The 11,775-nt window shown below is 57.8% G+C and carries 8 protein-coding genes and 2 pseudogenes; 7 read left to right on the forward strand and 3 right to left on the reverse strand.

Translation table 11 applies throughout. From position 1 onward, the window contains the following. A partial coding sequence (locus GGR38_RS23545) for an IS110 family RNA-guided transposase (protein ID WP_246405250.1) occupies positions 1-874 on the forward strand: 874 nt, incomplete at its 5' end. A gap of 232 nt (positions 875-1,106) precedes the next feature. On the opposite strand, the gene GGR38_RS23550 is transcribed toward GGR38_RS23545, so the two are convergent. Then, positions 1,107-2,132, reverse strand: coding sequence for an IS110 family RNA-guided transposase (locus GGR38_RS23550; protein ID WP_168604015.1), 1,026 nt, complete (start codon positions 2,130-2,132; stop codon positions 1,107-1,109). Positions 2,133-2,328: 196 nt separating this feature from the next. Here GGR38_RS23550 and GGR38_RS23555 point away from each other — a divergent pair, with 196 nt between their 5' ends. From GGR38_RS23555 to GGR38_RS23575, 5 genes are all read left to right on the forward strand, one after another. Beyond that, complete coding sequence (locus GGR38_RS23555) at positions 2,329-3,363, forward strand: IS110 family RNA-guided transposase (protein ID WP_183629414.1); 1,035 nt, start codon at positions 2,329-2,331, stop codon at positions 3,361-3,363. Between the two features lie 1,665 nt (positions 3,364-5,028). Beyond that, positions 5,029-5,613, forward strand: coding sequence for a hypothetical protein (locus GGR38_RS23560; protein ID WP_246405251.1), 585 nt, complete (start codon positions 5,029-5,031; stop codon positions 5,611-5,613). 628 nt (positions 5,614-6,241) lie between these two features. Continuing rightward, on the forward strand, positions 6,242-7,561 hold the full coding sequence (locus tag GGR38_RS23565) for an aminotransferase class I/II-fold pyridoxal phosphate-dependent enzyme (protein WP_183629416.1): 1,320 nt from the start codon (positions 6,242-6,244) through the stop codon (positions 7,559-7,561). A gap of 102 nt (positions 7,562-7,663) precedes the next feature. Next, positions 7,664-7,975 carry a peptidoglycan-binding domain-containing protein gene (locus GGR38_RS23570; RefSeq protein WP_183629418.1) on the forward strand — a complete coding sequence of 104 codons (312 nt, stop codon included), beginning with the start codon at positions 7,664-7,666 and terminating at the stop codon, positions 7,973-7,975. 436 nt (positions 7,976-8,411) lie between these two features. Further along, a complete protein-coding gene (locus tag GGR38_RS23575) occupies positions 8,412-9,308 on the forward strand; it encodes a class I SAM-dependent methyltransferase (RefSeq protein ID WP_183629420.1) in 897 nt (298 codons plus the stop codon). A 648-nt stretch (positions 9,309-9,956) separates the two neighbouring features. Here GGR38_RS23575 and GGR38_RS23580 read toward each other — a convergent pair. Next, positions 9,957-11,069: a helix-turn-helix transcriptional regulator gene (locus GGR38_RS23580; protein ID WP_183629421.1), complete on the reverse strand. Its 1,113-nt coding sequence runs from the start codon at positions 11,067-11,069 to the stop codon at positions 9,957-9,959. A 217-nt stretch (positions 11,070-11,286) separates the two neighbouring features. On the opposite strand from GGR38_RS23580, the pseudogene GGR38_RS24355 reads away from it, so the two are divergent. Continuing rightward, positions 11,287-11,460: pseudogene (locus GGR38_RS24355) on the forward strand (transposase); the annotation flags it as partial. A gap of 114 nt (positions 11,461-11,574) precedes the next feature. On the opposite strand, the pseudogene GGR38_RS23590 reads toward GGR38_RS24355, so the two are convergent. Next, a pseudogene (locus GGR38_RS23590) lies at positions 11,575-11,691 on the reverse strand (ATP-binding protein); the annotation flags it as partial. Positions 11,692-11,775: the final 84 nt, after the last annotated feature.

Here is an 11,775-nt window from a genome sequence, read left to right on the forward strand (position 1 = left end):
GGTCATCGGGGATCGAAGGGGCTTTGCGTCGTGCCATAATTGGGGATCTTTCTACCCATTATGCCGCCCCGTACACGGAATTCCTGACACTCCCGCTACGGGTGCATACCACCGACAGCTCGAGCAGGCGTTGAGGGATCTGCCGTGCGTCAAACTCAACCCCGCCCGCGCGCGTCGGTTTGCGCAAGCGGCCGGCACTCTCGCAAAAACGGACAAGATCGACGCAGCGATCCTGGCCCGCATAGCCACGACACTCCAGCCTCCAATCCGTCCGGCGACCACGCCTCAACAAGCAAGGCTCGCCGAATTAATCAGTGCACGCGATAGCCTGGTCCGCGATAAGATCGCCATTCAGAATCAAGCGAAGAACCTCACCGTGCCGCTGCTCAAGCGGCAGTATAAACATCGCCTGGACCAGATCGGCCGGCATATTGAGCAGCTCGACGCGGAGATTGCGACGAATGTTGCCGCAGACCCGGCGTTGGCGCGCCGTCACCAAATTATCTCCAGCATTGCTGGCGTGGGCGCACGTACCGCCGATCAGCTGATTGCCACTATGCCCGAGCTGGGAGCGCTCGAACCCAAGCAAGCTGCCTCCCTTGCTGGCCTTGCTCCTGTCGCACGTCAATCAGGCCAATGGAAAGGACGCAGCTTCATCCAGGGGGGAAGGGCCAATGTCAGACGCGCCCTTTATATGCCAGCCCTTGTTGCTGCCCGCTACAACCCAGATCTCAAAGCCAAATATAAAAGCCTCATCGCAGCCGGAAAACCTGCGAAGGTTGCCCTCGTCACCTTGATGCGAAAACTCATCGTGATGGCAAATGCGCTCATCAAAGCCGACAGGTTATGGACCGCTGATCGGGCTTGCGCATGACGGAAACTAATCGCCGCCTCCATTGCAAGCAGATTTTGAGCTGACCGTATGCCGGGTTCAGGGTCGTCTTCGCGGTCGGCAAGGGCCGCCGCACGGTGGGTCTTCGGCGGACAGGACCTTCCTATGTGGACGACGCACTCGGCAGATGCCGGTGCATCCCATCAAGCGGAATGGTTCAGCCCACGTCCCGGCAGGGACGGATCCGCTCGCCGGCTGCACGCCGGCGAAGTCGCTACACTGGTGCGCCGGCGGTCTTGTCGAACAGCTCGCCTGACTTGAGCATGGCATGCATCACGACCGAGAGCTTGCGCGCAACCGCAACGGCTGCGCGCTTGAAGCCGACGCGTTCGCGAAGCTTGAGGCCCCAATCTCGTAAGGTGCTCTCAGCAGAGCTGCGGGTCAGGATGACGCAGGCCGCTTCGTACAGAAGATTTCGTACCTGGTGATCGCCGCGCCTGGAGATGTGCCCGTTGTAGTCCACCTGACCCGATTGGTAGCGGCGCGTGGTCAGGCCGAGCCAGGCACCTACGGATCGCGACCTTCGGAAGTTGGCTGGATCTTCCACAGCCGTCGCGAAGGCGGTCGCAGTGACGACACCGACGCCTGGGATAGTCATGAGCAGCTGGCATGCCTCGCTCTGACGCGCATCGGCGATCAGGCGTCGCGTAAGTTCGGCTGCGCGCATTCGCACGCTGCGCCAAGCCTCGAGCAGCGGCAAGATGATGGCGGCCAGTTCGGAATGCTCGCCGAGCCTTACCCTCACATTGGTCTCGAACGTGCTGCCCTTCCCGGCGGGAATGACGAGGCCGAACGTTTTCATCAGACCGCGGATCTGGTTGGAGATCTCAGTCTTGATCCTGACCAACTTGGTGCGCGCAGCCACCAGCGTGCGGGTCAGCATGCTGTCGAAGCCTTTGACCCGAACCTCACGGTAGAAGCCGACCTCGGCCAGATGCGCCAAGCCGTCCGCGTCGTTGGCGTCGGTCTTGTTGGTGGCCATGTCCAACGCCGCTTTGGCGTGGCGCGCATCAATGCAGATCGCTGGCAGTCCTTCGGCTTGAAGCGCGTGATAGAACCATACCGACAACGGGCCGGTCTCGAAGATGACTCGCTCTGGTTCTGAGGCGTGCTTGCGGACCAACCGGGCAATGGCCTCCGGATCCGACGCGCACTTGCCTCGCCAGACCCGCTTGCCCTCGCGCCGAACCGAGATCGCGGTGTCTTTCATCGATACGTCGAGGCCGATATATTCTCCCATGGCTGTTCTCCATCAGATGCTGGGCCCGGCATCGCGTCGTGAGCCCGTACTTCCATCTTATCGGGGAACAGCCACTCCCTTCTATGTCTTGCTGACCAGGGCCGACTCGCTTCCCGCGATTACCCCATGTGGACACCCCCCGACGGCATCGATGTGCCATAGTGGAGTTGTTGAAGCACCACTGAGGGAGGCGTCCATGTCGGAAGTTACCACAATCGGTCTGGATATCGCGAAGAATGTGTTCCACGCCCACGGTGCCGATGAGCGCGGGCGCGTTGTTTTCAGCAAGCGGATCAGCCGCGGAAAGCTGCTGGAATTCTTCGCTGCGCAGCGGCATTGTATGGTCGCGCTCGAAGCGTGTGGCGGTGCTCATCATTGGGCGCGCCAGTTGATCCAACTCGGTCACCAGGTGCGGCTGATTCCGCCGTCCTATGTGAAACCCTTCGTGAAGCGGCATAAAAACGATGCGGTGGATGCCGAGGCGATTTGCGAAGCGGCGCAACGGCCGAGCATGCGGTTCGTGGCGGTGAAGGGCGAGCAACAACAGGCGGCAGGCCTCGTATTCCGTACCCGCGACCTGCTCGTCAAGCAGCGCACCCAACTGATTAACGCGATCCGGGGACATCTTTCGGAATATGGATGGGTTGCGCCCAAGGGCCCCTCCCATGTCGCGATGCTCGCGGATCTCCTCGAAGAGAAAGAGATGGCGAGCACGTTGCCGGAGGCGGCGCGGACGATGCTGCGTGTGATGCTCGACCTGCTGGGCAACCTCGACGATCATATCAAGGAACTCGACAAGGAAATTGCGCGACGGGCGCGGGAAGATGAGGTCTCGCGCCGGCTGATGACCATTCCCGGCATCGGCCCAATCGGGGCGACCGCGATCGCGGCGCTGGCGCCGCCCGCCGAGACCTTCGCCAAAGGGCGCGACTTTGCGGCATGGCTTGGCCTTACCCCGATTCAGAGATCGACAGGCGGCAAGCAAAAGCTCGGCGCGACGTCGAAGATGGGCGAACGCACGCTGCGGCGCCTGCTGATCATCGGCAGCAGCTCAGTCGTGCTCCAGGCGAGCAAGCGTGGCGCCCCCAAGGGCTCATGGCTCGAACGGATGCTGGCTCGAAAGCCACGCATGCTGGTGACGGTGGCGCTCGCCAACAAGACGGCCCGCGTCGTCTGGGCGCTGCTGGTGAAACAAGAGGATTACAAGGCTCCGGTCGCGGCCCTGGCGTAAGCCAGAGCGGACCTGAGGTCGTCGCAGGTGTAGGCGGGCGAAGGAGAGTATGGCGCAACAGTCGGCGAGACGGGGTCGGAAGAACCAGTGCTAACCACGGTGCATCAAGCACGCCATGGTGATGTGGTTCCGGTCCGCGAACTCCCATACAGGCCCGCAGCCCCATCGCTGCATCAGAGGCCGGACAGATGGCAGCATCCGACTACACGCCAACTACCCTCAATTACCGCTTGCAACTGACGGGGTGTCCACAGATGGTTAACTGCCATTCCGGGGGAATGAACAACTGACGGCATTCGGATCACTGCGAACCGTTAGAGGCGGCTGTAAAGTTAGGGACAATGGACCTTGCTTATACTATCAATGCTATATGATGGACAGACGCCGCACACTGTTGGGAACAGCATTTGAGCAACAAGCTGGAGAGTGGGTATGGTATGCCAACGCTTGGTCGCGAGGTTTGAAGGTCTCGAACGATGAGCGTGAAATATATCTTTCATTCAAGCCATTAGCTTTTCGAGCCGCCATCGCTGGCCGGATCGCCACTGAGCCCCGTCGACCTTATCTCTCCACTATCGGGCGCATACTCATTACGATGTTGACCGGACGAGACCCAAAGACACCGCTGCATGGTAAAGGTCCGCAATAGCACTCGGGTCCGGAACAGCTGGTTTGGGCGACAAATGGTGGGAAGCGGACATTCCCCATTTTCCCGCAGATTGCGTTTCGACTACGCTCAACCGCATAAGCGGAGGCGGCATTGGCATATTCGACTCACATCGAGAGACATAACGCGACGGGCCAACGGGAGCCTATTGAGATTCATGAGTGGATAGAGGCTGTAAGAATCACGGACTGGGTTCGATTGGCAAGCCACGATGAGGCAGCTACAAACTCTGCAACTGGCGAAAGCATCGTTATTAAAGGTGATGATGGGAACGCAGAGTTCCACAGTGATGAGCACGATGCATGGTTGCCGGTCTTTCGATGGAACAGACGCGGATTGATCAGCTTTGATGCATCGTCAGACTTCGGCGAAGAGACGTCGCGTCTCCGGGAAGCGGCGACCGAATTGGCCCGCAATCTGAATGCTCGTTTGGTAGGAGATGAAGGCGAATTTTACTCGTAGCTTTATGTCCGCCTTTGGGCGGCTCCGGAACGGCGGGAATTTTTTGGCCAGCCCGGATGGCCGACATTCGCTAACCGATGGACGTTAAGCACGCCAAAGCTTGCTCGCAGCCTTGCTACCGTGAATCTGTGTCCGAATAATGCACGGGGGCCGTTACGTTCCTGAGGTCCTAAATTGATATGCAAGCGCCACGGTTTTTTGGGAATGCGCTCAGTGGGCCGAAGATGTCGAATAGTGTACGAAATTTTCTAGCGACGCCGCTACACGGCGCCTTTTGGCGCTCGTCCATGATGGTGGAAATCTGCTACGATTGCGCAGAAAAATAAAAGGCCCGCCTTTCGACGGGCCTTCAATGTCCTTAGACAATGAGGGGGGCGTTAGCCCGCGTTCTCAAAGCCGATGACCCCTTATATGGCGGTGTTGACGGGTTCGTCAAGGCCGTGTGCAGACAGGATAGCGACGTTGCCCTTCTCTCCCGCTGAGCTTCACGACCTGCCAGGCGTCCTGCCCCGCGTTTTGCCACCTACCTGCAGGCGATGGGCAACAGCCGGGAACTGGCGCTCGAACTCTATGCGTGGAATCTGGACATCTCGTCGGCCCTGATCGTGCCGCTTCAGGTTTGCGAAGTGGCCGTGCGCAACGGGATTTCGGAGGCGATCGAAGCGGTCCATGGTGCAAACTGGTCGTGGAACAACGGTTTCATCCGCAGCTTGCCGCGCCCGAAGAGCAAATTTCGCTACAATCCGGCCGATGATCTTCAACTCTTCGCCCGCCGGCTGCCACCAACCGGCAAGATCATCGCGGAGCTCAAATTTGCCTTTTGGGAGAACATCTTCATAGCCGGTCAGGATAGCCGACTGTGGAACGCCCACTTCCGGACGTTCTTTCCCGGGGCACCGCTCGCCCAGTCAATTCCGGTGTGCCGGGCGCAAGCCTATGCTGACCTCCAGGCCATTCGGCACTTGCGCAACCGGATCGCCCACCACGAGCCCGTCTTTACCCGAAATCTGGCCGACGACTATCAACGCATCCATGACATGATTGCTTGGAGAAGCCCCACAGCCGCTGCGTGGATGGATGGCAAGCAAACCGTCATGGCCTTGATCGCTCAAAAGCCCTGATTTTCCTGTCATGGCTGAATAGGGAACCGGGAGCGGCCTTGCGACACGGCTCTATCTCCGCTGCGCTCCAACTGAACCCGCGTCGCGGTTTCATCCCTGCTGGGTGGCGATCCTCGCTCAAGACTGAGGCGGTAGCGCCGCCGCCTTCCTGTGAAGGCGGGAACACCACAGAGATTACTGCTACCGTGCCATGCGCTTCAATTTCGATCATCTGAAGCAAGCTGGTGTCGGCATACCCATCAAGCAATCGGCTCATGCGCGAGGCATGATCGGTATTTGGGAGGGAATGCCTCCCAGCGAAATTCAGATTCTCTTCCGGTAGCGGCCTTGGTACCGGCCGCATAGCAGCCAGATTCGAATTATTAATAGGCGGATTCGGGTGAACTGCTTCTTCTGGAAGATCGGCTTAGGCTGCGCCCATCAGGCAGAGGTGCGCCCAATTGCGGTCCTTGCAGCATCGATGCCGGCAAATCTGCACTTTCTACCTTCGTCTCCCCCATCTGGGGGAAGCAGCACCAAGGCCAAGAGCGGTAATTTCCGTTTGAGGGCGAATGTGGCGAATCTTCAACTCATCAGGTCGAGAGAGACGTCTCTGAGTTCCAACCACCGGATCGCATAGGGGACCAGTGTGCTTGACTTGGATTTGCCGCCATCGACAGATTTCTCCGATCTTCCACTGCTGGCGGTTGGTAAGAGTGCAGCCCATTTTGCAAGGCCGCGCGGTGCAGATCTGCTGGGACGGACATCGCAATTGTTCGCGTGGACAAAGGCGCGCAGCCAGCATCATCTCTGGCCTTATGTACGCTCTTTGGAATGTGCGCCGGGTGAGACCACTTCGGTACGACTGGAAACGGGCGAACTGTGCGAGGGGATCAATCTGGCGTCGCAGGATTATCTGGGCCTTTCGTCGCATCCTTCAGTCCATGCTGCAGCTAAGCATGCCATCGAGCAATTTGGAGTGCATTCAGCCGGATCAGGCGCCTTGGTGGGAAACACTGCCGAATCGTTGTGTCTCGAGCGGGAACTTGGCGAAGCACTGCAGGCCGCCCATGTTTTGCTGTTCCCGACCGGTTGGGCAGCGGGCTTTGGCACGGTGGTTGCGCTGGTGCGCTCTTACGATCACATTGTCATGGATGAACTGGCGCATGCCTGCCTGCAGCAGGGCGCCAATGCCGCCACCAAAAACATCACGCGAGTGCGGCATCTCGATGCCGAGGCTTTCCGCGAAGCCCTGAGCACAATCCGCGCCAGCGATACGCAAAATGGCATACTGGTGATCACTGAAGGTGTCTATTCGATGGATGCCGACACGCCAAATATCAGTGCTCTGCAGGAGCTTTGCGACGAATATGGCGCAACACTGATGGTTGATGTGGCACATGATTTTGGGTCGATGGGGCCCGGCGGGCTAAGTCAGATCGCGGCGCAGAGCATGCTGGGCAAGGTCGATATCGTTATGGGGTCGTTCTCCAAGACCTTTGCCTCCAACGGCGGGTTTGTTGCCGTCAAAGACGCCAGCGTCCGTCGCTTTATCCAGATCTATGGTGGTCCATGGATATTTTCCAATGCGCTTTCGCCCATTCAGGCCGCGATTGTGCGACAGGCGCTTCGCATTGTGCGGTCCGATGAAGGCGACATTCTTCGCGGACAATTGATGACGGCGATCAAAGCCTTTCGCGATGAGGTCACTTCGCAGGGCGAAGCCTGCTTTGGAAACCCGACGCCGATCATTCCCATGCTTGTCGGTCAGGAACTGGTCGGGCGCATAGGGAGCCAACTGGCGTTTGATCGTGGGGTTATAGTCAACCTAGCGGAGTTCCCCGTCGTGCCGGTCGGCGCGTCACGTTTCCGCATCCAGATGATGGCCAGCCACAGCGAAGAGGCGGCGCGCGAAGGCGCGCGCCGAGTGGTGGCAGCGCTGACGGCGGCACGCGAGATTGCGCAGTAATGATGATCGGGCGAGCAGAAAGGCTGCCGGGCTTCGCCTTGAGCCACAGCTCCCCCTCCTAGAAAGCTCGCTGGTATACATCACCGACAGGAGTTTCATCGCATGATTTCCTACCCTGGTCGTATCATCAAGCAAAATGAAACTGATCCCGTCATTGTGCGTGCACTGGCTGACGCCCTGCGCGCTAAGGGACAGGCACTGACCTCCCCGGATGGCGTGTTCGATGCCGCTTTCAAGGCGCAGATCAAACTCTATCAGTCCTTGCACACTGACAATATGGGCAACCGATTGGAAGAAGACGGAAAAGTTGGTTCGCTGACGTGGGGGCACTCTTTGGTTCGGACGATCTCGACATCGACGTGGCAAACGATGGCGAGGCTGCACTCGCTGTCGCGATCAGTCAAATCGGGGTAATGGAGCAGCCCATTTCGTCCAATCGTGGACCCGAGGTCGATGAATATCAGCAATCAGCTGGGTTACATCTGCCTGCAGGTCATGCGCAGGGCTATTATTGGTGCATGGCGTTCGTGTACTGGTGCTTTCTCCAAGCCGGTCATGGGACGACTCAATTCCCTCGTACCGCTGGCTGCCTTGATGCATGGAACAAAGTGAAAAAAGTCCGGCCGCAGCGCATCATTACACGCGCTGCCGCGCTGGCCTATCCAGCACTGGTGAGGCCGGGATCGTCGTACCCAATCCCGGCTTAAGAAAATTCCGTGATGATCCGCCGCTGCGCTCGCGGACAGTCCTCCCATAACATCCATGAACATGGTGAAGTATGCCGGTAAAAGTCCATGAATATCAGAGGAATAATGAGATTTCAGATGGTGATTGGCTGAGGCGCTTGCAGATGCTCGATGACTTGCACGCAATCTTGCTGCGGAATGATCCTGTTGACATCGGCCAGCACATGGCGCTCCTGATCAGCAGACTTTTGGAAGTGCGGCGACTGGGGCCGGAATGCTGGCAGCGTTTTCGCGACCATTTCGCTGATCATGATGTCTGCCATTTTCTGCGCGCCGACCCGATAACCGGTCGCGCCGCCGGAAAACCGCGCGGTTATGCAGGTGATGCGGAACTTATCGATCTGATCTATTTTGGCTGGCCGGGAGAGCTGAGCGTCGACCGTGCAGGCGCCAAAGCGATCTACGATTATGTGCACAGTTCACCATCATGCGCTGCGGTTCGTTATCGGCGCGAGGTGCTCGCCAATCGTATTGACGCCATCGCCAGTCGCGTCGATGGTCCGACTATCTTTGCGATTGCTGCTGGGCATTTACGCGAAGCCAGCCTCAGCCGCGCATTTCGGGACGGTAAGGTTGGGCGAATGATAGCCTTGGACCAGGACCCCGACAGTCTCTCCGAGATCGCCCGGTGCCATCCTGTCGGGGTCGAAATCCTGCATAATTCTGTGAAGGACCTGCTTACGGGTGAAGTCGCGATACCGCCTGTTGATCTCATCTATGCGGCGGGCCTTTACGACTATTTGCCCGATGCCGTGGCCAAGCGTTTGACGCGCGTCGTCTGTCGCCAGCTGAAACCCGGTGGGGTATTTCTGTTTGCGAATTTTACGGCGGACGTGGTCGACGCAGGTTACATGGAATCGGCGATGGATTGGCATTTGATCCTGCGAACATCCGCACAAATGGCTCAAATCGCGGCTGCCTGCGGCGAGGACTATGCTATTCGCCATTGGACGGATGCCTACTCAGCAATCCATTATTGCGAGATATCGCGCAAGGATTGAACGCATTCGCGGCGTCTTGCGTGATCGGCTTGCGCCTACCCGTAACCGATTGAGCAATGCAATCCCGATTGGTCTGCCGGCTGCGGGAACAACCGTGCCACAGATCTGTGCAACGCAGGGAAATTCGTTTTATCTCGAATAGATTCTGTTTCTGCTTGGCCATCTGGTCATTGGGTACGGGACGGACATGGGATTCCATCGCCTGTTTTCTCACAGCAACTGTTGCCCGTTCGCGCCGTATCGGCGGCGGCGATAGCTGGATACATGGCCGCAAAAGGGGCGCTTATGCGTTGATTCATGGACCATTGGGGGCATCACGGCGTAACCGATAGCCCGGACGATACGCACAGCCGACGTTTCACTGCATTTGGTCGCAGATGTCTCTCCTGTCTGGATTTGTGCATGTGTATATCGGGAGGATGTCTGATGCCAGCATCAAACATCTTTGGGTTTTCGTTTGCGATCTGGCGGCGGGCCCCTTCAGCTAGAGGCTGATGTGCGCGCGCGCATCGAAGGGGCAAGCATCGTCGATAAAGTTATCGTCACGTGGAAATACCACTCAGAGGAGATATGAGAGCGGTAATCGCAATTCCCAGGCATGGCCGATTGAGATACCGGCCGCCGAAAAGTAATGTGCTTTGCCTTGTGTCAACCAAGACGCGACACCACCGCCACCAATTCGGACTGACGCGAGATGCCCAGTTTCCCAAATACGCTCTTAAGATGTTGACGGACGGTGTTTTCGCTGATGCTCAGGGCTTGCACGATCCGCACGATGGTGTTTCCTTCACTCAAAAGTGCGGCAACATCAGCTTCCCTTTCGGTCAGGCCAAACAGCGCGATCAATTCCTGTCGGCGTACCCGCGTCGGCAAATCGAGGTCAATCAGCGTGAGGAGGGCTGCCGGCTTGAAAATGCCAAAGACATCTTCACCGGGCATCAACGGCACGGCACGCAGTATCAACCCCCGAGGCGACTGGAGATCCGTTAGCCGTATCGGCAGTGGAGGCTGGAGATAGCGCCTGGACCCCAAGGCACTGGCCAGAAAAGCTTCTACCAATTTCCGATGCTGAGGTTGGACTGCAATCACTTGGTTCTGGCGCAGGGTCAGCAGTCCTGTACGCCTGATCGCACCTGCAAATCCGATCGAACATTCAATCAGCTTTCCTTGGCGATCCAGCAGGGCGAACGGGCGTTCGGTTTCGAAGGTTCCTAGCGTAATCAATTCATTGCCAAGCTTGTTTGTCGAGAGGGCCCGACCGGCGGCGACAATATTGATCAGGTGGGGTGTCAGTACGCCGAACACTTTTTGATGCTGTTCAGGCGGCGGGCCGCCAGCTTTAGCGTAATTTGCGGTCAGGAAACCAACATGGCCATTCTGATCAAGAATTTTACCGCCAAGAATATGATAATAGGGCGTCTTTTGTAGCCAATCCAGAAATTCGGAGTTGTTTGGATCGCCCGGTATGGTGAGTTCAACGTCGCTCGCAACTTGCCCGAGGCGCATACCAAGGCCGGTTTTGACGCGCGGATTGATATGAAATATTCGTTCTTCATAATCTCGTTTCAGGTCGGCATCGAGTTCGACAGAGATTTCCATCGACGTCGCACCGGTATTGAGATCGGTCAGTTCCAGCGCGCACCCGACGGCGCTGAGCCGGTCGCTCAACGTCTGCATAGCAGGCTTCCATCGACCAGGGTCTAGCGCTGCAAAAGCGAACCCCGACATGATTTCGCCGATTTCCTCATCGCACAATGCCATTCCGCACTTCTTACCCGAATTTGATTGGATCGTATTGAGTGAAAATGCTTGCAGCAACCTATTCAAATGATGATTTTGGAAAGTAGCGAAGCTTTAGGGGCTAGACCAAATCAGCCTCTTGAAAATCACCGCACACATTGATGCAGGGTATCTCCGCTGAGGCAGGCGGTGTTGGGAATGTCATGTTCGTTGTGCTGGATGTGCGGATGAAGCGTGGATGGCGATTGAGCCGCACTTGCCGAAAAACCAGTCCGGTGCGCGGCGTGCCGATGATTGCAGGGTGATTTCGGGTACCATTCACATGCTACAGTGCGGTGGCTTCTGGGCGGATTGCCCTTCGGAGTACGGCCCTTCGACGACGGTCTATAATCGTTGGAACCGGTGGATGCGGATTCCGACGATCCCGCCCACCTATTCCGATCTGAAGCCGCCCACCATTCCGAGCAATTCCCGCCCGGGGCATGAGCCAGATCGTGGTGTTTTATCGTTACAGTTATCGAGGTGGTCAAGCGAGTGTATTTGAGCTTGTCTTGCGCATGGATTCTCCGGCCAATTCGAGCCTGTGGGCGTTGTGAACGAGGCGGTCCAGGATGGCATCGGCATAGGTGGGAGAGCCGAACATCGGGCGTTACCCCTGAGTTTGAAGGGCTCATACAGCATGTCACAGTGACTGCGCGCCGAGACGGACTGTTTGGTCATCGGCTTG

Source organism: Novosphingobium sediminicola, from assembly GCF_014196525.1.
Classification (GTDB): Bacteria; Pseudomonadota; Alphaproteobacteria; order Sphingomonadales; family Sphingomonadaceae; genus Novosphingobium; species Novosphingobium sediminicola.

What these genes read in the sequence shown, in the direction of transcription:
- GGR38_RS23550 (WP_168604015.1), bottom strand. Translation starts at nt 2,132, where the DNA reads ATGGGAGAATATATCGGCCTCGACGTATCGATGAAAGACACCGCGATC.
- GGR38_RS23555 (WP_183629414.1), top strand. Translation starts at nt 2,329, where the DNA reads ATGTCGGAAGTTACCACAATCGGTCTGGATATCGCGAAGAATGTGTTC.
- GGR38_RS23560 (WP_246405251.1), top strand. Translation starts at nt 5,029, where the DNA reads ATGGGCAACAGCCGGGAACTGGCGCTCGAACTCTATGCGTGGAATCTG.
- GGR38_RS23570 (WP_183629418.1), top strand. Translation starts at nt 7,664, where the DNA reads ATGATTTCCTACCCTGGTCGTATCATCAAGCAAAATGAAACTGATCCC.
- GGR38_RS23575 (WP_183629420.1), top strand. Translation starts at nt 8,412, where the DNA reads ATGCTCGATGACTTGCACGCAATCTTGCTGCGGAATGATCCTGTTGAC.
- GGR38_RS23580 (WP_183629421.1), bottom strand. Translation starts at nt 11,069, where the DNA reads ATGGCATTGTGCGATGAGGAAATCGGCGAAATCATGTCGGGGTTCGCT.